This is a genomic window from Infirmifilum lucidum (assembly GCF_014876775.1).
GTDB classification, from domain to species: Archaea; Thermoproteota; Thermoprotei; order Thermofilales; family Thermofilaceae; genus Thermofilum; species Thermofilum lucidum.
On the sequence record NZ_CP062310.1, the window covers coordinates 1,384,306 to 1,407,791 of the forward strand.

Sequence of the window (23,486 nt, forward strand, 5' to 3'; positions counted from 1 at the left end):
TTTTACCTGCCAGATGGTTATATACCTCGGAGCGTAGTTATAGCGTGTGCCTGAGTTTTCAGATCTGCTCGTAGAGCAGGTTAGGCTTAACCGGGCGTGGATCGAGAAGGTTTTAGGGGCTACTGCTGGCCTAGCCGAGTGGTACAGGGGGCTCGTACTGGGTAAGTGGAACAGTCTTCCCCGGGGAGACGCCAGAGTAGAGGCTGTGTACGCCGTTGACAGCAGTAGTGGCCTGATAGAAGTGTCCGGCGGGGGTGTCTTGCTGGTAACCCGTGCTCTCTCGCTCAGCGTGGGCGGGAAGCAGAAGAGGCGGCTGGCTGTTGACGCTCTCTACCCGCGAAACCTAATGGACTTCGAGCACTATGTCCGCCTCACGCGGGAACACCTCGAGCATCTAGTAGCTCTGGATTCCTTAGATGAGGATCCGAGGTTCGTCCTAGTAGACGGGTCGCTGTACGGGAGGATGATTCACGTCCTAAAGGATCTAGACCTCGAGGACAGGGAGGACTTCATGTTCACGTACGTCGAGACGTACAGCAGTTTCCTAAGGGAGGCGTTGAACAGAGGGGTTACGGTTGTGGGCGTCAGCAAGGACTCGAGATCAACTCTGTTCAAGGAGGAGGTGCTTAAGGAAGAAGTGGTGAGGGTTGCCCGCGAGAACGGTGTCGACGTTTCAGAACTCCTCGCTCTCTGGGCTTGGTTGAAGCGTAGACCCCGGGAGGTCTTGAAGGAGGTGAGGAAGAGAGCTAGCTCTGGTCTTTACCCGGCTAGGATATACGAGCTATTCGAGGAGGCGAGGTCTTCTACTCCGGACTCAAAGATACTCCTCTACGCCAGGCCCGGTGAAGGCTACACGACACCTCTGCTCCTGAAGATTTCCAAGGTTCAAGCTGGGCAGATAGAGGTGGCTCTGGACGAGAGTGTAGGCGACCAGGTTGAGAAATTGGGGAGGTTTTTCTCAAAGAGTAGGGATAAGATGGGCGAAGAGTTTGAGGAGAAGGTGAAGGCCCTTGTCTCTATGCTGAAAGAGTATCCTCCCGTGGCGACGTTCTATGCTATTCTCGGCCACGGAGACGACCCCATACGCGTCGACGTTGTCTCGAGGGAACTGCAGGAGTTAGGAGTGGCTAAGAATAGCCTTGCTCTAGACTCGAGCAAGTTTATAAGTAGTGACGTTAAGGGCATAACCGGGGTTATTTCACTTCTAAGGAGCATGTATGCTGGGGTTAAGGACTATAATATTCTTCTGATGGAGGCTGACCGCAGGGTTAAAATCACCGAGAGGAGTCTTGAGATATACCGTGGTATCCTCATGAAAGAGCTCGGCGCGTACTTCCTCCCCTCGAGAGGTGAGAGGCGTGTCCACTACCCTTAGGCTTGTGGGGAGGATTGTAGAGGAGGCGACGCCCGAGAGCTTCATATTCGTCACCTCAAAGGAGGAACACCCCCCGAAGTTCGAGTACGTGGCCGTGAAGTCTAGGGAACGAGTTTCGGGGCGCCTAGAGGAAGTCTACGTGCTCGCGCAAGTCGTCGGAGTGGTGTCCAGAAGTAGCGCCTTTACGTCGAGGCTCGATCTGGAAACGCTCGAGAGAGTCTACAGTGCAGGTATAGATGACTCGAACATACTCTGCATGGCTAGAACCCTCGGTTTTCTGGCGAATGAGGATGGGAGGAAAGCCGTCCTCATGCCGAGAAGGGCCCTCTTCCCGGGTAACCCCGTCTACCTCGCCCCAGACGAGCTGGTAAGAGAGTTCTTCTCTTATAGCCCTGACGAGGGGCTCCATATCGGGAGCCTCGTCTCGAGACCCTCTATTCCAGTCTACCTCAGCTTGAACGGATTTAGGCGGCACGTAGCCGTGATAGCCCAGACCGGTGCAGGGAAATCCTACACTGTAGGAGTGATGCTTGAAGAGCTTCTAAGGCTAGGAGGCACAGCTATAGTCATCGACCCACACGCAGACTACGTTTTCCTGAGCAGGACGCGCGACATGAGGAGGCACGAGTTCTCAGACAGGATACTGATCTTCAGGAACCCTAACAGCACGGGCAGGTACTCGCCGGAGCAGCTCGACAATGTCCATGAGCTCGTCTTCAAGTTCTCAGAGCTCGACGGAGACGAGGTAGCTGAGATTGCAGGCATACCAGAAGGTTGGGCTAACGTTAGGAGCGCTATAAGAGAGGCCGTTAAGGCTCTTAGAGAGGAGAAGAAGGCAGGCTACACGGTAAGAGACCTTCTAGAAAAGCTCGAAAGAATGAGCAGGACGCTAGATGAGAGGAAGAAGCGGGAAGCGGCATCAAGAGCATATGCCCACTTGAGGGGTCTAGCCAAGTTCACCGTGTTCGGCGACAGGACTACACCGGTAAAAGACGAGATACTGCGTCCGGGCCATGTCTCCATACTAGACCTCTCGGGGTTAAACGACGCGAGCCAGGACTACATCGTCAGCAGGGTACTCGAAGAAGTATTCGCTCTGAGGTCAACGGGCCAGTTCCCGTCGCCGGTCTTCGTAGTGATAGAGGAGGCCCACAGGTTTGTCCCGAGTAAGGCCGCTAAGAGGAAGACTATGTCTGCCCAGATAATCAATACGATCGCGGCCGAAGGGAGGAAATTCGGTGTCTTCCTGATACTCGTGACCCAGAGGCCGAGCAAGATTGACGCCGACACTTTAAGCCAGTGCAACAGCCAGATAATCCTGAGGATAACGAACCCGCTTGACCAGAGGGCTGTAGCAGAGTCCAGCGAGAGACTGGGAGAAGAACTCATGAAGGATCTCCCGGGGCTCAACGTTGGAGAGGCGATAATCGTCGGCGAATTAACACGTATACCCGTCATAGTCAAGGTTCGCGAGAGGGTGACGAGAGAGGGCGGTGCAGATATAGACCTCGTAGAGGAGCTTAGGAAGACTAGGGAGGAGCTCGGCCTCGCAACGCCTAGAGCCCCTCCGCCTCCTAGCGGCAGCTTCTCGGAGGTGTAAAGGAGATGATAAGAGTCGTGCACACCGCCGATAACCACCTTGACCCCAAATTGGGCTTTATGGGCGCCAAGGCCCAGGAGAGGCGCCTGGACTTCTACAAGTCATTCCTAAAGGTTGTCGAGTTCTCGCTAGAGACCAGGCCCCACATACTCTTGGTCTCCGGGGACTTGTTCGACTCGGTAAACCCGAGGAACCCTATACGGACGAGGGTCTTGCAGGCATTCAGGAGACTTAGCTCAGAGGGCGTCAGGATTTTCGCCATAGGCGGCAACCACGACATGCCGCGCTCGCAGGAGGAGGGGATGTCGCCGCTAAGCGAACTCGAAGCCGCAGGGTACGTAACCTTCTTCTCAGAGCTCAACCAGTTTAGAGTAGAGCACATAAACGTTGAAGGCTACGATGTGGCCGTTACTGGGCTGTCTTACGACCACACGCTGGAGGCCTCTTCTAACCCGCTCCGGTACTACAACCTCAAGATACCGCTAGAGGGCGACGTGAACATAGCCATGCTACACTACAATTTTGCGGGCTTCAACATCCCCAGGAACTGGGCTGCCCCAACTATAACGCCAGAGGACGTACCCGAGGGCCTCGACTACCTCGCGCTGGGCCACCTACACGCGCACTCTCACGCTGTCATCAAGAACGCATACGTAGTCTACCCCGGGAGCACTGAGAGGAGGAGCTTCAACGAGGAGTCGGACGAGAAGAAAGGCTTCGTCTACACAGAGATCAATCCCTCAAGGGGCGTCGTGCTACGCTTCAACGAGGTTCCTACTAGGCGCCTGAGGACTGTTGAAGTCCAGGTCGACGAGAGCGTCGAGAACCCCACCGCGCGCGTCCTGGCCTCTGTGCCGGCCCCAGACCCCCAGATGATCCTGAGGATCGTGGTTTCCGGGAGAGTTGCGCTAGAGAGGCTCTCGAAGTACAGCAGGGCCGAGATCCTGAAGAGGCTTAGCGACCGCTTCTTCTACACAGTGATTGACGACTCGGAGCTCAAGTGCATCATCAAGGAGATCCGGGTCTCGCTCGACACAGCCTCTCCGATAGAGTCCTACAAGCAGTACGTCGAAGAGGCGATGAAAAACGCTAGCGCAGACGAGCTGAGTGTTTGGAAGAGGGCCCTCAATGTTGGGCTACGAGTCCTACAAGAGGTGGGGGCATGGTAGTCATAAGGAGCCTAAGGGCGATCAACTTCAGGAGACTGAATATCCCAGAGCCGCTACAGCTGGACAGGGGCTTTATAATAATCAAGGGGCGCAACGAGGCCGGCAAGTCTACACTAATAGAGGCTACACTCTTCGGCATATACGGCGACCACCAGGCTATTGGAGCCATAAGGGGCAACCCGCAGAGGGGGTATGCAGAAGTCGTTAACCACAGGTCGCGGCGCGCCCTCGTAGAAGTAGAATTTGAGGTCGAGGGGAGGAGATACAGAGTTGTACGGGAGCTGGAGAGGGAGGGAGACTCCATCAAGCAGACTAGTGCTAGGCTTATTGAAGTGACGAGTAGTGAGAGGCTTATCGCGACGGGAGTCAAGGCCGTTAACGAGGAAGTCCAGAGAATCCTCCGCGTCTCGTGGCGGGAAATGCTGACTACGAATATCGTGGCGCAGAAGGATCTCGAGAGGATAATTGAGATGAGTAAGGGGGACAGGGAGAGGATTATAAACCTCATGATGGGTCTCGAGAGCTACAACAAGGCTATCTCCATTCTAGACGAGGAGAGGCGTGAGAAGGAGAGGAGGAAGAGCGAGCTCGAGAAGAGCATTAGGGAGCTCGAGGGGAAAATTGGAGAGCTCGAGAAGCTCAAGGAGGCGATCGTGGAGTGGAGAAATGCTCTCAGGAACATCCAAGACGAGCTCCCCAAGCTCCTGGAGAGGGAGAAGACCCTAAAGCTGGCCAGAGACTACCTGGAAGAGCTCTACAAAGCCCTGATGGCGAGGTCGAAGATAGAGAGCGAAATTAAGGTCCTAGAGGGGCAGGCAAAAACCCTACGCCAGGCCATAGAGGACGCTGAGAGGCGACTGAGAGAATACGAGAGTGAGTTGAAAGCTATCAGCGAGAAGAGGCCTCTCGTCGCCCAGGAGCTCGACAAGATAGGTAGCGAGCTCAAACAGGTGCAGGAGATGCTGCGCAAGAGCTCAGAGCTTCTCTTGGAGATGAAGAGGTACTACAATGAACGGGAAGAAATTGTGAGCAGGATTAATCGGCTTGCCGAGCGGATCTCAAGCTCCGAGCTCGAGGTAAAGCGCTTGGAGGCAGCCCGTGCTGAAATCGAAGAGCTTAGGGCACAGAAGAGCAGGCTGGAAGAGAGGCTTTCTCACCTCTCTACACCCCTCTGGGTTAAGGTAGGAGCTGTAGTATCACTGTCCGTTGCGGTTCTATCCCTGCTTCTGCTAAACCCACTGGTCTCGGCTTTAGTGTCCCTACCCGGCATTGCCCTGGCACTAATTGCTGCCTGGAGGGTGAAACTCCAGCACTCCCTGAGAGATCAGGTTGTGAAGCTGGAGTCAGAGCTGAAGGCCAGGGAGGCCCTTATCCCGAGCTTCGAAAGAGAGAGAAGCGTGCTCGAAGAACTGCTCAAGGAGAAAAGTGCCCTTGAGGCGCGAGTCAAAGAACTCGAGGAACTGGTGTCTAGAGTTGTCGGCGAATATGGGCTTGGCAGAGAGTCACTTGCAGACGCCATAGATGCTCTGGAGGGAGAGGTTGAAAGGCTCAAGTCCCGGGAAGAGGAGCTCAGGAGGGGCCTGGCAGAACTAGAGGCCGAGGAGAAGGCCCTGGAGGATGTCGAGAAGAGAAGGAGGAACGATGTCGAAGACCTCCAGAGGCAGCTCGAGGAGCTAAGGTCAGGGCTTGGCCGTGTGGAGGAAGAGAGGAGGCGCTTAGAGGAAGAGTACAGAGGTATAGCGCTACCACACCCCCCTCAGGAATTGGCAAGTCTAGCCGAAAGCGGAGCACTCACGCCACAAACCCCTACACTTGACACGGTTAAAGCCGCGATAGGCCGTGTGGTAGACGAGCTGAATAAGATTGCGCAGACTCGCGCCACGTGGGAGACGCGCATGCTAGACCTCAGGGAGAGGATTAGAGAGGCCGAAGAGAAGGTATCCCAGCTGGACAAGCTGAGAGGCGACGCGGAAGCTCTCCGTAGCGAGTTACAGCAAGCCGAAGAAGACATTGCAGTCGCGCTAAAGGCAATCGAGGCCATGAGGGAGATCTCTAAGAAGAGGCGCGAGGCTTTCGCGCCAAGCGTTGAGAACTACATGAGCTGGGTTATCTCGTACTTTACAGATGGGAGGTACAGGGCTGTCAAGCTAAACCCGGAGAACTACGACATAGAGGTATACGACTCTGAGGCTGGGAGGTGGATGCGCAGGGACATATACTCCGGGGGCACAAACGACCAGTTCCTGCTCGCCATGAGGATAGCCTTCACACTAACTCTGCTACCGGGCGCTAAGGGCTCCTACCCGAGGTTCCTGGTGCTCGACGAGCCCCTGGGGTCTTCAGACGTCGAGAGGAGAGAGCGTATAATGAAGTTCTTCACGGGTGAGCTCACAAGGTACTTCGACCAGATATTCCTCATAACTCACGTCGACGTAGACGAGCCCCCAAACTCGACGGTTGTTTACATAGAGGATGGGCGCATAGCAAGGGTTAGCAGGGTGGAGCAACCCGAGGAACAGTAAAGATTAATTCCCAAACTCCCAGTAAGGTTATTGTATGAGAGTCGCCGTCGGCTCAGACGACGTCTACAACATTGCTCTCTTCGTGGCTCAGGAGCTTGAGAGAAGAGGCTTCGAGGTCGTGAAGATGGGTGCTCTTGCAACCGGGAAACCATACCCCTGGCCTAAGGTTGGCCTAGAAGTCGCCCAGCTAGTGGCAGAGGGCAAGGTGAATACAGGCATAGTTATATGCTACACGGGAACTGGTGTGAGTATAGCCGCGAACAAGGTTAGGGGCGTGCGCGCCGCTCTCTGCTTTGACGCAAAGACAGCTAGAGGGGCTAGGCTCTGGAACGACGCAAACGTTCTAGCGCTAAGTGCTAGGCTTCTCTCTGAGGAAGTAGCGAAGGAAATCCTGGACGAGTGGTTCTCCACGAGGGAAATCGACCCATCAGAGAAGGAGAACATAGAGTTCGTTAAGAGGATTGACTCCGAGAGGTGATGCGCTCTGGCTAAGGGGTTTATTAGGGACGAGAAGACACTATTCGACGACTTCGAGGAGAAAACCCCCTACTGGGACTACAGGACGGACAACTATGCGTCCATAACTATCCGTGACAGTAAAGCAGTCCTCTGTAGTGGCCCCACGGAAGCACTATACTACTCGAATGCCGAAATATCCGACGGCAGGTTCGACGACCTACCCTGGGAGGAGAAAACCTTCGAGGCCAGGATAAGGATGTCTGGCCTGCACTACGGCTCTGCAGGATGGGGTTTCTGGAATCACTCAATGGTCTTCGACATAAGCATGCCTATATGGTTCATACACCTCCAGAGCAGGGGCCCGTACCTGTTCCAGGGCTTCTTCGTACAGGCGGGGGTAGGCTTCACGCCAGTAAAAGTCTACAGGGGCTCTCTTCTACTGCCGAGTGCAGTCTCACGAGCAACGGGCGGGGCGATAGGAGTCATAATATACTCCCACAAGCCAGCCCTCCAGGACTTAGACCTCACAGAGTGGCACGTCTACAGGGTAGAGTGGAGGCGCGGGATAGCAAACTTCTACATTGACGATAGACTGGTGGCGAGCCTCCCCGTCAAGAAAGCCGGTTTTAAGGCGAGAGCAGACGTGTGGATAGACAACGCCGTGTTCGGCTACAACAGGCGTGACGCGGGGCAAGTTTACAGGCACTTGACTCAGGAGAACAGGCAGCGGACATGCCTCGAAGTAGACTACGTTAAAGTGTACTAGTAGGGCAGGAACAGCGGGATTATAGACGCGAAGATTAGGGCCGGCAACCCGTCTCCGACCTTGATCTTCTTTACCCCTATGAGGTTAACACCAACGCCTAGGAGCAGCACGCCCCAGCGCTGAGCGCTGGGGGGCTGGTAGCCTGTTAATAGGAGGGAGAGCGCCAGGGCGTAGGACTGCAGGCTCCCAGAGATTACTCTGAAGACGAAGACTCCAACCACTAAGTAAAGTGCCAGGCTCACGAAAGAGCGGAGGTTGTCAAAGACCATGAAGCCAACAACTGCCACGTACTTAGGTATGCCGGCGGCTGCAAAGGCGGTTAGGGAGATCTTTTCATCAAAATCCAACATCAAGAGTCAACATTCCTATTTAACAGAACTTCCATAGAAAAATATTTAAATTTCTTCCTCGAGAAAGAAAATATGAAAATATGTACTTCTTACCCATTGAAGATCCTCTTCATAATACTAATGCTCTTATTGATCTTTAGTACTGATCTGAGTATTGTACAAAGCATAAATGAAAAGTCAAGTGAGGCGCTACGATACCCTACAGAAGACCAGGGTCTCGGCATAAATAAAAAGTCAAGTGAGGAGAGGATTGATTACATTATCATAACAACCTCGAAATTTATTGATCCAGCAATGAAATTAGCCTCATATAAAAATAAAACCGGTACGATTACTAAAGTTATCACTATGGAAACAATGAGTGAGATAGAAATAAGGAATTTGATAAAGAAATATTATGATATCTATGGAATAAGATATGCTTTACTAATCGGTGATATTAATATAATACCTACAGCATACATCTTTAATCCTGCTCCTCTTTCTCCTGAAGAAGAATGGTACGGTTTCAATATTGGCTACACTGCAAGTGACTACTACTATGCTGCATTTGATGAAATTCAAGTTGAAGTACCTACTAGATTCGATTATTTTCCAGAAGTTTTCATTGGTAGATTTCCTGCAAGGAATGTGGAAGAAGCTCACATAATGGTTTCAAAAACAATTCGCTGGCTCGAAAATATAAAGAAAGAAGACAAGATTACTTTCCTCATTGCTGCACTAGGGCAAAACCCACATATCCCATATATTAAAGGCTTCATCCCCCCGTCTGTTAAGGTAGAAACCCTTATTGAGGAGTCCTTAAATAAAGAGACATTTATAAAGACGATAAATGAGCTTAAACCTCATCTAGTGGTATATGTAGGACATGGATACATAGATTCTCTTTCAAATGCCATCTCCATAAGAGATCTTGATAAATTGAGCGTCAAACCTTTTATATTCTTTGCTGATGCATATTTATCGGCGGCCTTTGATACGGAGAATTCACTCAACGAGCAAATCCGGAGAATGGAATCACTTGGAGAAGCATTATTGAGGCATGAAAATGGTGCTGTTGCATACATAGGAGCTACGAGGCTTGTATGGACTAATGGACAAATGGCAAAGTACTTCATGGCATCGCTTCTATTATCTAGAAATCATACTATTGGTGAAGCGTTATATCAGTCAAAGCTACATTTAATACACCACGACTTCGGTCCTTACGATTTTTGGGTTGCAGGTAGGAGGGGAGATAGAATTTTTGAGATGTATTTGAGAGACTTCCTTGCCTACAATTTGTTGGGGGATCCTCAAATTTTTGTTCCATATAAGGAGGAAGCCAGGTTTTTAGAGCAGGGATTAAAACTATCCAAACATGAGAGAGTTGTTATTAATAATACGATTCTTTATGTTGGATATAAATTTGGTTATAAACATGATAAGTATATCCAGGAGATATTCACGAATATAGTAATTGACGGTGGAGAGTTAGTAATAGAAAATTCCATTGTCATATTACCTGAATTTAAGCCCTTTGCTCTCTACCATACTGGTCCCCTGGTTCCCGGTATGCACAGAGCAATTTACGAGGCATATTCAAAGATTATTTTAACATCACAAGATTCTAAATTACTCATTAAAAACTCAAAAATCGTAAATCTGCTCACTCCGTATGGGGAAGAGCATGGACTATTTGGAGCTACCATAAAAGTATTTAAGGGAATTGTAGACATTACTGATAGTTTTCTCATTACTGGCATCACCGTAATACTTAAGGAAACGGAATCAATGAATATTAAGCTAACACATTATACAGCTAGTTTCTCATGCAATGATATTAAAATCTCTAATGTTAATAGTTTTATCTTGACATGGAATATTGTAGCAGACAAGCTAAATAATGTTAAATTGGAGGGTAAATTCAATCATATTGTTTTAACAAATTCTAAAGGTGTATTTATTGAGAAATCGGAGCTTGAAATGCTAGATTCATATAGCTCGGAGGTTACAATAGTTAGTTCTAGTATTAAAGGTAGTAGTGATGGTTACAATAGTACAATGTACTTTATTAATAGCTGGATGCTCATGTGGGGTGGTTCCAGTAAAAGCGTGATATATTTTATCAATTCTTCAAATACTTGCAGTGCTGGCTTATGGAATTCAATCGGCATAGTTATTAATTCACGCGTGAGTGCTATGAACTTATATAATGCGTCAAGTTTAATTATACATAACTCAGAAGTAGAGCCCTTACGTAAGGATCCAAACTCCATCGCTTACAAGTTATCTGATATATTCGTTCTTAAAATAAGACCTTCATGGATTATTAGGAACTTATCTTATGTTCCTACCACTTATTATCCTATAGTTTTTGACTCTCTACTATTCATGGTACGTAATGCATCTTATACTTTAAAACTACCACTTTACGTACATGTAAGTGATGTTGAGAGGTATAAATTTGATGGTTGGTATGTAAATGGAACCCTCGTCAGTAATGAAACGAGCATCGATTTACATGGTTCGCTGATTAACAAGCTCATTAAAACGTTATCTATACCCATTCCTGCCCTTAAGGAGCCTTTAATTCTTCCATGTATTACTATCGACGTCAAGTTGACGGCTAAACAATACTACCTTGAAGTTGTCAGCGAGCAGGGCAGTGCAACAGGCTCAGGCTGGTACGACGAGGGGGCGACAGCTTATGCCTCCATCAGCACAACAATTATACCTATTGATGATAAGAGTAGGTGGGCCTTCCAAGGGTGGAGCGGCGATGCCAGGGGGCAGGGGCAGAGGTCTGAGCCTATAGTCATGAACTCCCCGAAGGTAGCTGTGGCAAAGTGGGCTAAAGAGTACAAAGTCTCTGCATATTCTCCTGTAGGGGAAATATACGTCTGTAGAGAGGACGGAACCTGCATGAGAAACCTAGGTAAGAGCTACTCGGGCTGGCACCCTGAGGGCAGTAGCATCGAAGTTGGTGTAAAAGAGACTTCAATAGGCTTTCCCGTACGGGACGTCTTTGCTGGCTGGAGAGGGCTGGGCCCCTATGACTCTGAAGAAGTTAGCAGGGGTGTTGCCTACGTAAGGGTCGACGCCCCCAAAGAGCTAGAGGCTGAGTGGAGGAAGGACTATACGCCGCTCGCAACCATACTAGCTGTCGTCTCACTGCTCGGTGCCCTGTCTGTATTCCTCGCCGCTAAAGGTTACGTTGCACGCGTGCCTCTCCTCCAGGCATTGAGGAAGACTACAGTTAAGGGAGAGGGAGTAGAGGGTACGCGCGTTAGGGACTACTGCCTCGAGAGGATCCATGAAGCAGAGGGTAAGCTCAAAAAACTCGAAGAGATGAAGGGAGAGCTAGACCCAGAAGTCTACGGCAAGCTCAGGAAGGAATACCTCGACGAGCTTGAGAAAGTAAGGAAAGAGTGCCCCTACTCCTAGGGGGAGCCTCTCCCGCACTTCCTACACTTCGTGAGTACGGGAGGGTTGACCTCCCCGCACTTAGCACAAACCCACCAACCGCTTTCAACAAGCCTCTTTTTGAGGCCACTCAGAGAGGCATTCAACTCGGCGAGAGATTCCTCATACTCCTTCTTGAGCCTACTATAGGTCTCCGTATCCACTTCTCCCCTCGAGTGAAGGTCTTCAAGTCTTGCAAGGTACCCCGAGTACTTCTCAACCTCAGCCCTTAGACCATCAAGTACTCTGAGCTCGTCTTCAAAAGCTAAACCCGTACCAGGAGCCCCGCTTACACGCTCGTGGAAGAAACCTAGGTAACGTCCAGATATCCAGGAGAGAGCTTCGAAAAAATCAGACACGAATAGTGCTCTACGAGCCCCTTCCACGTGTGAGCGGTAGAAGTAGACAACCAAGCCACCAGCAAGAAGCCATCGAGATGCCGGGCGATACCGTGAATAGCCCGATGACCTCCGGGAGGAAGCTCACAACTCTACTCGGAATCCTCTTCCCGGCTAAAACACCCAGAGTAGACCCCACTAGCACCGCAACAGTGTTGACTAGCGTCCCGAGCATCGACTTTTCCTCTTCGGTGTGTCTCAAATATACTTCACTGTAAAGACCTGGAAAGGTTTTCAAAGCAAAATTATTTGGAGCCTACTCACATTCATACATACAACATGTAGAGCTCTGTTCTCTCTATTTTTCCCGTGATAGGATTTACTTTTAGCCCGAGCGTCTCCAGCGTGTCAACCCCCACCACTGGGACAGCTCCGGGGAAAGCGAGCGCCCTTACTGGCCCCCTTCTCCCTTCTATTTCAGCTTCTGCCACAAAAACTCTCGCTTTAATACTTCTCCCGTCGCCGAGTTTTAGGTCTACACTGAAAGGAGTCTCTATGAGGTGTTTTTCGGCGGCCTCGAGTGGTAAGACCGTGAAACTCGCCCCGTAGCGACCAGGATACTGTCGAAGGATAACGTCTCCTTCCCGCGAAAGACTGCCCGGACAGTCACATGGCCCATACCCACGTAACCACAATCTCACCATATAGGGGTTTAATACTTTATGGGCTTTTCGTACAGTCTAGCTGATCGCCTCTCCGCAGTTCTCGCTAGCAACCCGCTCTAAAGGCTCTCGGCACCCAACATACTTTGCTGCACGAGCTTTGGCGAGCTTTCTAGGCGAAACTTGGTTGGCAAAAGTTATCGCACCACTACTCGTCTATTCTAATTAAACATTCCAGAGTTTAATTCCCACATTTACCTATCACCACCTTGCTATTTTTCTACTTTCCCGTGCAGACCAACCTTAAAACCGAGGCTGGTTTTGGACTTAAAGCGAAGGTGAAAGGTCGAGGTGGAAGACGACTCGTCTAGTAAACGCCCCGTAGTTAAACTGCTGGGGCTCCAGACACCCCTCCTCCGCCTCCGCTCTCTCGGCAAGGTTCTCGGGTTTGATGGTATCCCGGTCTACCTGAAGTATGAGGGTGTAAACCCGACGGGAACGCACAAGGACAGGGCTGCCAGGGCGCATGTTGCTAGAGCCGTAGAGCTAGGCATGGACACAATCACTGTTGGCACGTGCGGCAACTACGGCGTCGCTATCTCTTACTTTGCCAGGCAGGCGGGCCTGCGCTCTGTAGTTTTTGTCCCCAAGTCGTACGAGAACAGCAGAGTCGAGGAAATGAAGAGGTACGGCGCACGCGTCGTCTTCGTCGATGGGTCTTACGAGGAGGCCGTAGAGCTCAGCTCTAGAGCGGCCAGGGCCAACGGATGGTACGACGCAAACCCTGGGACTCCTTCGGATGAAGTGAGCTTCGAAGCATACAGCGCTATAGCCGGTGAGATAGTGAGCGAGCTCGGGGATGCCCCCTATGCTGTAGCAGTTCCTGTCGGCAACGGGACAACACTCGCTGGCATATACCTCGGCTTCCTCAGGGCATATCGCGAGGGCGAGGCAACGAGGATCCCAAGACTTATAGCCGGGACTACAGCCCTGGGAAACCAGATCGCGGCGAGCTGGAGGAGGGGCTCGGTGGAGCCTGTAACGATGTCATGGTCTAAAGTCAAGGAGACGCCTGTCAACGAGCCTCTAGTGGCCTACAAGTCTCTTAGCGCCGCCGAGGCCCTCGAGGCGCTGGTTGCGACAAAAGGGAGAGTTTACGAGTTTAGCGATGAGGAGCTCGTTGAAATGGCTATGCTCTTGAGGGTCTTCGAGAGAGTGAGCTCCCTGCCGGCTTCAGCTTCTTCCGTGCTCGCCCTGAAGAGTTTCCTGTCCCTGGAGGAAGTCGACGGCCCCCTGGTGGCGGTGATTACGGGGAGATGGAGACGGATAAAGCACTGATTCTCGCCGAGGGCCTCTACAACTCAACAGACGGGAAGACTGCTCACGGCCTCGTGAGAAAGAGCCTGCGCTACAAGATAGCAGGCGTGATCGACAGCACGCTAGCCGGGCACGACGCAGGCGAAGTCCTCGACGGCAGGCCGCGGGGGATAAAGATATACGCGAGCCTCGAGGAAGCCCTAGAGGAACACCCGGACACAAAGTGCTTAATAATCGGCGTCGCGACACCTGGCGGCAAGCTTCCAGACCTATACCGGGAGATCGTCAAGAGAGCTATTCTCCGAGGCCTCAACATCGTGAACGGCCTCCACGAGTTCCTGAGCGACGACCCCGAGTTAAGCTCCCTGGCCAGGCAAGTAGGAGTCGAGATCATTGACGTCAGGAAGATATACTACAACATGAGGATCTTCTACACGGGCAGGATAAAGGAGGTGAAGGCGCTTAAAGTGGTTGTAATCGGCACAGACTCTGCTATTGGGAAGCGTACAGTAGCCCACATGGTAACGGACGAGCTCAACGCGAGGGGCGTAAAAGCGGTCTTCGTGGGGACAGGCCAGACGGCATGGATGCAGGGTGCAAAGTACGTCTTCGTCCTCGACTCTGTAATAAACGACTTTGTGCCAGGCGTACTGGAGGACGTTGTCTGGAGAGCCTATGTAGAGGAGAAGCCTAAAGTCATAGTCGTACCCGGGCAAGGCTCGCTACTTCACCCCGTCTTTCCGGGGAGCTACGAGATACTGAACTTACTAAAGCCCGAAGTTGTCATACTACAGCACGCTCCAGGCAGGAAGACGCTAGACGGCTTCCCCGAGTACCCCGTGCCACCCCTGGAAAAGTACCTCAAACTAATCGAGATAATAACTGATAGACGCGTCTTCGCGATAACAATCAATACTGAAAACTTATCGCCCGACGAGGCTAGAGAGGCTGCGAGAGAGCTTGAGGCAGAGTACGGCATCCCCGTAGTCATACCACTACTCGAGAGCGTGGGGCGAATAGTCGACCTCATGCTTGAGAGCTTCCCGGAACTGGGTGGCGGCCGACGAAAAGCCTTAAGTGTTTTGACAAGATAGTCGTCGGCCCCGTCACGGTTAAACAGCGCTCGGCGAAGATAAAGTACGAGCTCTTCTTCGAGGGGGTCAGGAAGGAGTACGTGCTCATACAGTCGTACCCCGAGGACGTGAGCGTCAAGGGATTTGACGAGATCTCAACTCTAGCCGGGATAACGCCGGCCGTGAACTATGGGCTATTTACAGACACCATCGAGATCAGAGCCCCCCTCCACGAGCTCGACTACAGGTACTTTCTCAACATGATGGACGTCACTGCGCGCGACATCTTCGTAAACCGGATCGTGAACAGGACTGGGCTGATTAAGGAGGAGTACATACCCCGTGAAGACGAGATCACGCCGGACATGGCGAGGCCGAGAGCCGAGGTACAGGTGAGCGAGACCTTCCAGGGGAGTAGCCTAGACGTCGAGCCCGACTACTCGAAGTGCGCAGTCATGTCCTCTGGGGGCAAGGAGAGCCTGCTGACGTACGGCCTGCTTCGCGAAGCCGGGTGCGAGGCATACCCGTACTTTGTAAACGAGTCAGGAAGGCACTGGTATACTGCCCTCACGGCTTACAGGGAGCTAGTGGCGAGAGACCCGAAAACCAGGAAGGTCTGGACGAACGTCGACAGGCTCTTCGCTTTCATTGAGAAGAACATGAGGATAGTAGTCCCATATTACTGGAGAAAGAACCGCGAAATATACCCCATCCGGCTCTTCTGGTACGCCCACTACATCTTCTCCGTCTTGCCGCTAGCCCTCAAGAACAGCGTCGGGAACATCACAATGGGCAACGAGTTCGACGACCCCTCGGGACTAACCTTCGAGTACAAGGGGATAAGACACTACTACGCAACCTACGACCAGTCTCTCGACTTCGACACCTACATGACAGGGTGGTTCCAGAGGCGTGGAGTAGGGGTAAAACAGTGGTCACCCCTCAGGCCTATTAGCCCCATAATAGTCCTCAGGATACTGTTCAACAGGTACCCAGACCTGGCAGTACTTCAGACAAGTTGCCACTCAACACACATCGAAAACGGCGCAGTGGTGCCGTGCGGGACGTGCTTCAAGTGCAACGGCGTCCTGCTAATGATGCTCGCAGAGGGCTTGGATCCGACGCTCATAAGGTATAAGAAAGAACACGTGGAAACTCTACCCGAGAGGATAGAGAAGGGCTTAGTAAGGCTCGAGGAGTCCCTCGTCAAACACTCTCTGTACCTTATAGCCCAGCGCGGGCTGTGGAAACTGCCACGGACAGAGCCTGTGTGGCACGTTGAGATGATACACTTCGACAACGTAAATGCGAGGTACGACTTCATACCCCACAGAGAGATTCGCTGGAGGGTTCTGGACATCTTCGAGAAATACACCCGTGGCTACGTGAAGCTCCTGGACTCAAAATGGGTGCCCATGGCCGAGGAGGAGGTCGAGCGGGCCAAGAACCTCTAGCCCACTCCTACTCTCCCTACTCAGCCCTCTAGAGGTTGACCCGGAAACCGGCGTCTTCCTTCGTCATTAGAACCCTCACGTTCTTTATGCCCAGCTTTGACATGCTCTCGACCCACTTATTTGAAAGCGCTACTGCCGCTACAGCTCCCACGAGGTGCGCTTTAGCCTGTTCTACAATAGAGGCCAGAGCGGAGAGAGACTGGAAGTCGTTCACGACGCTCTTTACGACAAGCACCTTGCTGTCCTTCTCGATGCTGTCCTTCGGCACGTGTAGGTATATGATCTCCCCCCTCTCCCCAGACGTGTAGGACGCTGTTAGGAGCTTCCCCCAGTTCCCGTATGCTCTCTCAGAGGCGACTGCGACATCCGCAAGGAGCCACTCCGCCACCACCACTGCCAGGCCGGCGTTGCGCTCGGGATACGTCAGCACTATGTCGACCTCGAGGCCCGAGTAAAACTTCCACACTACGTAGCCTATCAGGTTTAGTATCCGCGGGTTGAAAAGTATCCTCCACTCCTCTACGACTCTGTCCTCCTTTACGAGACTCTCCCTGAGCGCTCTCTCAACGAGCCTCTTCTCTCGTATAGCGTCCAGGATCTTCTTAGCAGTCTGTCTCTCCGGGAAATGGGAATAGCTTGTATACCTCCACAAGACCTGTGCCGGGACGCCTAGAAGCTCCTCAAGCTCCTTGAACGTGTAAACCTCTTTCAAGCCACTAAGCAACCTGGCAACTATATACGAGCTCTCCTCCCCCTCGCTCGACATTAGCAATTCCAGCATTAAGAAAGAGAATAACATATTTATGTCTAAAGTTTCTGCCGGCTCCCCTCTCCATCCTCTTCTTTAATCCCCTCCTCCTGTCCGCCCAGTATGCCTTCAAGCTCCTTTCGAGTCTCCTCCTGGAGCCGGTGGATCTCCTCAACCTTGCTCCGGACTTTTTCAAGCCAGTCACGGCTACACTCAATACCCTTGTGAACGAAGAACGCTATCCCCTCATTTCTACTCTTGAATATCCCGGCTTCGACCAGCAAGTCGATCACGCTCAAGTCGGCCTGAGGTAGCCTGACGGAGGAAATTATGGTAGAGGGGGCTCTGAGCCACGAACCAGATAGAGCCTCTCTTATAATGCGGTCAATTTCCCTCAGGGCCTCGTCGAGAACCCTGAAGTCCCCCTTGACTACCTTGACTCCACCGGGAACTTCTACTGCTACCACCGGGAACCTCCTGCGGCCCCTCCTACCCCTGAGACTATCCTTTATGGAGTCGATAACGTCGTCAAGCCTGTCCTCTAGCTCGTCAAACATCCCCTCATCCACTACGTCCTCGATGTAGTCCTTTAGGTCGGAGTACACGGGGCTCCCAGGGCTATAGCGCGATGCGGCGCGGAGCAGGAGCTCTCTGGCCTTAGTCTTTGCCGCAAATTTCAGATTCTTTAGTTCTGACTCGAGTTTTCTAGCCTCGACTAGAAGGGCTAGAAGGTCGGCCTCTGAAGCTGCGTTCCTGTAGCTCGCCTCTATCGAGGAGAGTTTTTCTCCAAGCTCTGCTAGCTTGGCTAGTGTCTCTTCTCTAATTTTCTTGGCTTCTTCAAGAATATGCTTTAAGTCCTCGCTTTCCATGTGTAACGTAACGTTACATAAATATATAAAGTTTTCCTGGTAGTGCTCTTGTATGAGAAAAGTTGAGAACATCTACCTCATTCTTCACCCCCGGCCAGCCTACGTCATAGGGAGTGGAGCTGTAGGCGAGAAAGTAAACTTCATGGCGGCGAGCTGGGTGTCGCCCATTGCCGAGGAGCCACCGCTCGTCGGCGTAGCGATTGATGTCACCAGCTACACTCACGAACTGCTAGAGAGCTACGGTGAATATACGGTGAATGTATTGCCGGTAGATAGAGTCGAGGACATTTATTTCTATGGTAGCAGGAGCGGTCGGGGCGTAGATAAGTCGCAGAGGCTGAGCTACAGAAGGGGCGTGAAGGTGAGGGCTCCCGTCCTAGAAGCCTCGATAGGCGTGCTAGAGTGCAGGGTTTTCGAGAAGGTCAGGGCAAAGGACGTTACGTTCTTTATCGGCGAAGTACTCCACGCGGAGGCCGACGAGAACTTGTTCGACGAGAAGAGAGGCTGGAACCTTAAGAAGGTGAACCTGCCTCTACACAACTGGGGGAGAGGCTTCTACGACGTCGGGAAGTTCTACCTCGTGGGCTCGAGTGATTAGAGGAGAGAAGTGATCTCTATTTCTATAACTGGGACGGATTTTTCCTCTGTTTCCTCTCCAACTTCCTCGCTGTATATCTTTATCTGCCCGTATGCTATCTTACCGCCCGTCATGCGCTTTACAGACTCTGTCACTTGGGCTGCCTTCGAGATGTTGTGCCCCCTGGCTTTAATGACGAGTTTTCTCGTACCTTTCTTCAAGAGCGTGAGGACTTCCAGGATATAAGTGCTTGCGGGCTTCTCCCCAACGTATATTACCTCTTGTTGCGACATACAATTCAACAATTGGATTTGAAGAGATGTTAATTTATCTTGTGCAAGAGTGCTACGTGCTTAGGACGACTAAGAGTCCTTCTGGAGTTTTGTCGGTCTTCACAAGTCCCTTCTCTTCCAGCTTCCTGACACGCCTGAGCGCCGTTGTTGAGGGTAGCTCTAGGCCTTCGCGTATCTCCCTGAGGTATGCCCTGCCACCACGGCTCTTCAGGAACTCGATTATAGCCCTGTCCTCCTCGCCGAGCAAATCGGCTCCGCGCTTACCCCGCCTAAGAGTAATGTAGCCCAGGACTACCGCGGCAATAGCGGCAATTGTGAAGAGAAACACGTCCTGCCATTGCTTGGCTAAGCCCGGCTGGGTAGGTGTCGTCTGCTGTGGCTGAGCACCAGAAGGTACTTCAGCGATACTCACCGAAAGATCCCCGTTAAGCCTGCTGTAGCGGAGAACAAGGTATTCGCCTGCTCTCTGGATGCTGTCGGGGATGGGCTCCACGCCTAGCAACGCGTAGTTGCTGTGAATGTATAGCTCAAGGCTCTGGTTCCAGGACTCGATGACCAGCTGGGCGGGGTCGCCCGCCGGGAGCCTCGACACGAACGTGATATTCACGGCCTCGCCTTCCCGGGCCATGAACGTCAGAGTGTTGCCAGTAAAGTTGTACAATGGGGCAACTCCCAGGCTACTTGAGACGCTAATGGCTTGAACCTGGCCCGGAAGCATCAAGGTGAATATGCCGTCGCGTGGAGCCGTTGCAGTAATGCTGCCCTCAATGCTCCCTCCTGGGAGTATATACAGTCTTTCGGCCCCTTGTAGCCCCTGGGATAGCACGCTGACGGTACAGAGCAAGAAGCAAAGAGTGAATCCAAGAAGAGCCTTTTCCTTTACGGTCACAAAATATCAGCACCGCCCAAGGCTTATAAACATTGAGCTGTTTTACGCGCGAGGCTACCGGCCGAAGAGGCCCTTCAAGAATTTTACTAGACCCTCTAGTGCCAGGGCTACCCGCATGTACAAATCGCGTAGCCACTCAGCGATGGTGTCCCATATGCTCTTCGCAGGCTGAGGCTGTGTCGGCTGAGGCGATGGCTGGGGCTGCTGTCCCGGCTGTTGTACCTGGGGCTGCTGAACCGCAACGCTGGACGACTTTGCGAGGTCTAGCACTAGGCTCCCAAGCTCCGACGCCAGCTTTAGATAGGCCAGTCTATCTGCATCCGACGAGGCGAGCAGGCTCTGGTTGTAGAAGTATATTGCCACGAGGAAGTCTTGCGTTGCAGACGCTATCTCGAGGGCCCTCCTAGACGAAATATCCAGGTACACTCTAGAGCCACTAGCCCTCTCCTGGAAGTCGAGCATCGCCGCCTCGGCCAGGGCAATACTCCTCGTAGCTGCTACAGAGGCTAGGAAGTACCTGTTTGAGCTGTAGAGGGAAGTTGCCGCAGTGTAGTACGTTCTTGCATAGTCCAGCAGCACCGAGGGTGAGCCCGCCTCCGAGAGCACTGAGTACACGTAGGGCCACGTCGACCTCGCTATCGCAACGTAAGTGCTTGCCTGCTGGTAGGCGCTCGCCGGCTTACCCTGGGGCAGGCCCTCTATCCAGAGCTTTGCCTCCTCGAGGAGCGCGGAGGCATATGCAAGGCTCTGGAGAGCACCTTGAGGATCCGACGACCACATGGAGGCCGAAGAGTTGAAGAGCCTGGAAGCCCTTATTACGAGATCCCCCGCGATTACCTTGTAGTTCAGTTCCGCGAAGCTTCGGGCTTCCAAGTTCTCTACGAGGGACATGTACCTTGAAATATCCTCCCGTATGTTATCAACTTCTGTTTCAAGTTTTCTCCCAGTGGAGTAGTCCACGATGAACTTGATCCACCTCGACGTTGCGATACTCGAAGTCAGTAGGAGTATGCTCCCGGCGTTGTTCCTGTACCTTCTCGCCGTATCGAGGTACGAACCAGCATAGGTGTTCAGGTAGTTGAGAAGAGCGTTCTTGGTGAACGAAGTGAGGGGGGAGCTGTTCACATATGACCTGGCACTGCTCAGCTCGGCGACGGCAATCCTTTCAAGGGTGCTCCAGATGTCGCTAACTTTCCTCACTACTGCGTCGCTGACAGCAGGGTTGGCGTACGCGCGCGGCTTAAACTGCACGTTGAAGAAATAACGCAGGGCTTCCTCGATCGTCGAAACCTCTACGACACGAAGGCCCCAGTTCTTCATAGCGTACTCCGTTAGGTTTACGGTGACAGGCTGAGTCGAATATATCTCGAATGGGCCTATCCTCCGCACGACAACCCTGTAGGTTGTCACGATACCCTGTCCCGGCGGGACTAAGAACAGCCTAGCGCCACGAGAAGCCATGGCCTCGGCCTTCTCGTAGACCCCTCCAACAGGCCCTACAGTGCCGTCGGGAGATATCATGCCCGTAACGGCAACAGACCTGTTCACAGGCAGGCCTGTGAGGGCGGAGTACACTGCGACAGCCATGGCGACGCCTGCACTGGGGCCGCCCACGATCACTGCGTCCGTCTTCACCTTGAAGTAGAAGTTGTACCTGCTAAAGTCGAGTCCCAGTAGACTGCAGACGACCCTTGCCGCCGTTGTGGCCGCGCCCTGGAAGTCCTCTTGGGTCAGGGAGTACGTCGAGACGTAGACGTCGCCCCACCCCTCTGTCACAAAGACGCTAATATTCGTAGCCGAGCCAACGTAGCCGCTCTCCGTCTGAGATACTGCCGGTGCAAGCACCCACGCTGAACCAACAACCCTTAATTGTTGCAACGGGTACGCCTGCAAGAGGAGGGAGCTGAGTACAATTGCAACAGTAACCAGGGAGGAGATCCTCCTAACCACATGCCCTAGGGGATAAAGCGAGGTATTAAGAGTTTCATCCCCCTCTATCGTTATCCGCCTACGTGCTTGTGCCTGCCCGTGCGCCGCCATCTCCCACACGTCCTAAATCGGAAAGTTTATGTTGATGAATATATAAAGATTCTGATGATGGAGTATGTCAGAAGTAATAAGAGTTGGAAGAAGGTATACGATTGTAATACCGAAATTCGCTAGGAGGGAGCTAGGCATAAAGGAAGGGGATCTACTCCTTCTCAGAGTCGAGGGCCAAAAAATAGTCCTGGAACCCAAGCGTTCAAACCCGTTTAAGGTTCTCGAAGATGTCATTGGAGACGTGTATAGCGAGGACAGAGATGAGAGGGTAGCCGAAGAGTGGTTGAAGAATGCCAGTAGCTGACACGGAGTTACTCTTCGCTCTAAACCCCAAGGACAAAAAGCACGAATTAGCGCTAGAACTTATTTCAAGGATGAGAGGGATCAAGGTTCCAGACGTCGTCCTCCTCGAATTTGTAGTAGTGTTGAGAGCTAGAGGGAGAAGCCCCAGGGAAATCCGCGAGGCACTAAACGCTTTCAGAGACATTTTCGAGGCATACAGGATTAGAGAAGTAAAGACGCTCGACGCAAACCTACTAGTTCTCCAGAGTTCAATCGAAGAGACTTATGGCCTAACATTCTTCGACAGCCTTGTTGCAGCGTCCGCCCTGAGGCTCGACCAGGCAGTAATCTCCGACGACGCGGCTTTCGCTAAAGTGCCGGGGTTAGCACTAATCCCCATCTCTAAACACCGCCCCTAAGGTTTATCCGGCCGCGGGGGTACTGGTACTACTCGAGAAGCATGATCGAAGAGTACTCCTTCGGCAGGATTAAGGTTCAGGGGAGAGTCTACACTAGGGACATCATAGTGAGCAATGAAGGCGTCGTCGTGGAGAACTGGTGGAGGAGGGAGGGGCACATCCTCTCTCTAGACGACATCAGAGGGATCATAGAGCAAGTGAGGCCTAACGTACTCGTCGTCGGTTCCGGCTACTTCGGGGCCATGAAAGTCGGCGAGGACGTCATGGACTACTGCAGAAGCAGGAGCATTAGAGTCTTTGTGGAAAAGAGCGGGGAAGCAGTAAAAATATTCAACAGGCTTGTCTCTGAAGGAGAGAAAGTTTTGGGGGCATTCCACCTGACATGCTAGCAGGGGAAAAAGTTAATTTTATGCACGCGCTAGGAGTACTGGGATGAAGAAGGGTCAAAGCGCGGCTGATTGCTGAAGAGACCGCTACAGGCTGACCTCACCCTCCGACCTCTTTCTCCGTGGCCCTCCTCTTAACGGCCCTGTCGAATATTATCCAGTTCCTGTACCACTCCTCGTTCTCCTCCTTTAGGAGCGCGAGAACCTCCTTCATTAACTCCTTTGTAGTTATCTCGGTTACCTTCCTCTTGAGAAGGTCGCCCTCAACAATCTTCCCAATTCTCCTGGCCGCATCAAGAGGCGCCCCGGCTTTGAGGCAACTCACAACTATTTTCTCAACGGCGAATTCCTCTCTACTCCCATCTCTCTTTATAACCGTAATGCCCATACAGTATACTACATTTTAAAACCAAGATAAAGGTTTTACTACCAGCCTAGCTTCGAAAATTTTTAC

The 23,486-nt window shown here is 52.1% G+C and carries 24 protein-coding genes; 14 read left to right on the forward strand and 10 right to left on the reverse strand.

Features of this window, described 5'->3' with window-relative positions; genetic code table 11:
• The first annotated feature begins 46 nt into the window (after nt 1-46).
• The 6 genes from IG193_RS07855 (at nt 47) to IG193_RS07880 (ending at nt 7,891) form a co-directional block, all read left to right on the forward strand.
• Entirely contained in the window at nt 47-1,375 is a 1,329-nt protein-coding gene (locus IG193_RS07855) for a DNA double-strand break repair nuclease NurA (RefSeq protein WP_192818631.1), read from the forward strand.
• Nucleotides 1,359-2,975 (forward strand): ATP-binding protein, encoded by a 1,617-nt coding sequence (locus IG193_RS07860; RefSeq protein ID WP_192818632.1) that lies wholly within the window; start codon nt 1,359-1,361, stop codon nt 2,973-2,975. Before IG193_RS07855 ends, IG193_RS07860 begins: the two co-directional genes overlap by 17 nt.
• 5 nt (nt 2,976-2,980) lie before the next feature.
• Nucleotides 2,981-4,144, forward strand: a complete 1,164-nt coding sequence (locus IG193_RS07865; RefSeq protein WP_192818633.1) for a metallophosphoesterase family protein — start codon at nt 2,981-2,983, stop codon at nt 4,142-4,144.
• Nucleotides 4,138-6,666: an AAA family ATPase gene (locus tag IG193_RS07870; RefSeq protein ID WP_192818634.1), complete on the forward strand. Its 2,529-nt coding sequence runs from the start codon at nt 4,138-4,140 to the stop codon at nt 6,664-6,666. Before IG193_RS07865 ends, IG193_RS07870 begins: the two co-directional genes overlap by 7 nt.
• Nucleotides 6,667-6,700: 34 nt before the next feature.
• The gene (locus IG193_RS07875) at nt 6,701-7,144 is read left to right on the forward strand and encodes an RpiB/LacA/LacB family sugar-phosphate isomerase (RefSeq protein WP_192818635.1); all 444 of its coding nucleotides are present in this window, start codon (nt 6,701-6,703) and stop codon (nt 7,142-7,144) included.
• A 237-nt stretch (nt 7,145-7,381) separates the two neighbouring features.
• Complete coding sequence (locus IG193_RS07880) at nt 7,382-7,891, forward strand: LamG domain-containing protein (protein WP_192818636.1); 510 nt, start codon at nt 7,382-7,384, stop codon at nt 7,889-7,891.
• Here IG193_RS07880 and IG193_RS07885 read toward each other — a convergent pair.
• Nucleotides 7,888-8,241 carry a hypothetical protein gene (locus IG193_RS07885; RefSeq protein ID WP_192818637.1) on the reverse strand — a complete coding sequence of 118 codons (354 nt, stop codon included), beginning with the start codon at nt 8,239-8,241 and terminating at the stop codon, nt 7,888-7,890. The two genes, IG193_RS07880 and IG193_RS07885, sit on opposite strands and share 4 nt — an antisense overlap.
• A gap of 72 nt (nt 8,242-8,313) precedes the next feature.
• On the opposite strand from IG193_RS07885, the gene IG193_RS07890 reads away from it, so the two are divergent.
• The gene (locus IG193_RS07890) at nt 8,314-11,667 is read left to right on the forward strand and encodes a C25 family cysteine peptidase (protein WP_192818638.1); all 3,354 of its coding nucleotides are present in this window, start codon (nt 8,314-8,316) and stop codon (nt 11,665-11,667) included.
• Here IG193_RS07890 and IG193_RS07895 read toward each other — a convergent pair.
• From IG193_RS07895 to IG193_RS07905, 3 genes are all read right to left on the reverse strand, one after another.
• Complete coding sequence (locus tag IG193_RS07895; RefSeq protein WP_192818639.1) at nt 11,664-12,044, reverse strand: hypothetical protein; 381 nt, start codon at nt 12,042-12,044, stop codon at nt 11,664-11,666. The two genes, IG193_RS07890 and IG193_RS07895, sit on opposite strands and share 4 nt — an antisense overlap.
• 10 nt (nt 12,045-12,054) lie before the next feature.
• On the reverse strand, nt 12,055-12,285 hold the full coding sequence (locus IG193_RS07900) for a DUF554 family protein (protein ID WP_192818640.1): 231 nt from the start codon (nt 12,283-12,285) through the stop codon (nt 12,055-12,057).
• A gap of 64 nt (nt 12,286-12,349) precedes the next feature.
• Complete coding sequence (locus IG193_RS07905) at nt 12,350-12,727, reverse strand: hypothetical protein (protein ID WP_225876079.1); 378 nt, start codon at nt 12,725-12,727, stop codon at nt 12,350-12,352.
• Nucleotides 12,728-13,036: 309 nt separating this feature from the next.
• Here IG193_RS07905 and IG193_RS07910 point away from each other — a divergent pair, with 309 nt between their 5' ends.
• The 3 genes from IG193_RS07910 (at nt 13,037) to IG193_RS07920 (ending at nt 16,529) form a co-directional block, all read left to right on the forward strand.
• A complete protein-coding gene (locus tag IG193_RS07910) occupies nt 13,037-14,023 on the forward strand; it encodes a pyridoxal-phosphate dependent enzyme (RefSeq protein ID WP_192818641.1) in 987 nt (328 codons plus the stop codon).
• Nucleotides 14,002-15,096: a DUF1611 domain-containing protein gene (locus IG193_RS07915; protein WP_192818642.1), complete on the forward strand. Its 1,095-nt coding sequence runs from the start codon at nt 14,002-14,004 to the stop codon at nt 15,094-15,096. The genes IG193_RS07910 and IG193_RS07915 overlap by 22 nt, the downstream gene beginning before the upstream one ends.
• An 80-nt stretch (nt 15,097-15,176) precedes the next feature.
• Nucleotides 15,177-16,529, forward strand: a complete 1,353-nt coding sequence (locus tag IG193_RS07920) for a hypothetical protein (RefSeq protein ID WP_225876080.1) — start codon at nt 15,177-15,179, stop codon at nt 16,527-16,529.
• 28 nt (nt 16,530-16,557) lie between these two features.
• Here the strand turns inward: IG193_RS07920 and IG193_RS07925 are convergent, their stop codons facing one another.
• Together IG193_RS07925 and IG193_RS07930 are read right to left on the reverse strand one after the other, a co-directional pair.
• Nucleotides 16,558-17,295 carry a hypothetical protein gene (locus IG193_RS07925; RefSeq protein ID WP_192818643.1) on the reverse strand — a complete coding sequence of 246 codons (738 nt, stop codon included), beginning with the start codon at nt 17,293-17,295 and terminating at the stop codon, nt 16,558-16,560.
• Nucleotides 17,296-17,336: 41 nt separating this feature from the next.
• Nucleotides 17,337-18,146, reverse strand: coding sequence for a hypothetical protein (locus IG193_RS07930; RefSeq protein WP_192818644.1), 810 nt, complete (start codon nt 18,144-18,146; stop codon nt 17,337-17,339).
• 52 nt (nt 18,147-18,198) lie between these two features.
• Here IG193_RS07930 and IG193_RS07935 point away from each other — a divergent pair, with 52 nt between their 5' ends.
• Nucleotides 18,199-18,744, forward strand: a complete 546-nt coding sequence (locus tag IG193_RS07935) for a flavin reductase family protein (protein WP_192818645.1) — start codon at nt 18,199-18,201, stop codon at nt 18,742-18,744.
• Here IG193_RS07935 and IG193_RS07940 read toward each other — a convergent pair.
• Genes IG193_RS07940 through IG193_RS07950 form a run of 3 tightly spaced genes read right to left on the reverse strand, consistent with a single transcriptional unit; the run spans nt 18,741 to nt 21,855 of the window.
• A complete protein-coding gene (locus IG193_RS07940; protein WP_192818646.1) occupies nt 18,741-19,016 on the reverse strand; it encodes a DNA-binding protein in 276 nt (91 codons plus the stop codon). The genes IG193_RS07935 and IG193_RS07940 overlap by 4 nt on opposite strands.
• Nucleotides 19,017-19,068: 52 nt before the next feature.
• Nucleotides 19,069-19,905 (reverse strand): helix-turn-helix transcriptional regulator, encoded by an 837-nt coding sequence (locus IG193_RS07945; protein ID WP_192818647.1) that lies wholly within the window; start codon nt 19,903-19,905, stop codon nt 19,069-19,071.
• Between the two features lie 54 nt (nt 19,906-19,959).
• The gene (locus IG193_RS07950; protein WP_192818648.1) at nt 19,960-21,855 is read right to left on the reverse strand and encodes a S16 family serine protease; all 1,896 of its coding nucleotides are present in this window, start codon (nt 21,853-21,855) and stop codon (nt 19,960-19,962) included.
• Nucleotides 21,856-22,009: 154 nt separating this feature from the next.
• Between IG193_RS07950 and IG193_RS07955 the strand changes: the two genes are divergently transcribed.
• From IG193_RS07955 to IG193_RS07965, 3 genes are read left to right on the forward strand one after another with little or no spacing between them, the layout of a single operon-like run.
• Nucleotides 22,010-22,249, forward strand: coding sequence for an AbrB/MazE/SpoVT family DNA-binding domain-containing protein (locus IG193_RS07955; protein ID WP_192818649.1), 240 nt, complete (start codon nt 22,010-22,012; stop codon nt 22,247-22,249).
• Nucleotides 22,236-22,646, forward strand: a complete 411-nt coding sequence (locus IG193_RS07960) for a PIN domain-containing protein (protein ID WP_192818650.1) — start codon at nt 22,236-22,238, stop codon at nt 22,644-22,646. The genes IG193_RS07955 and IG193_RS07960 overlap by 14 nt, the downstream gene beginning before the upstream one ends.
• 41 nt (nt 22,647-22,687) lie before the next feature.
• A complete protein-coding gene (locus IG193_RS07965) occupies nt 22,688-23,035 on the forward strand; it encodes an Mth938-like domain-containing protein (RefSeq protein WP_192818651.1) in 348 nt (115 codons plus the stop codon).
• Nucleotides 23,036-23,132: 97 nt separating this feature from the next.
• On the opposite strand, the gene IG193_RS07970 is transcribed toward IG193_RS07965, so the two are convergent.
• Complete coding sequence (locus IG193_RS07970; protein WP_192818652.1) at nt 23,133-23,420, reverse strand: ATP cone domain-containing protein; 288 nt, start codon at nt 23,418-23,420, stop codon at nt 23,133-23,135.
• Nucleotides 23,421-23,486 lie beyond the last annotated feature (66 nt).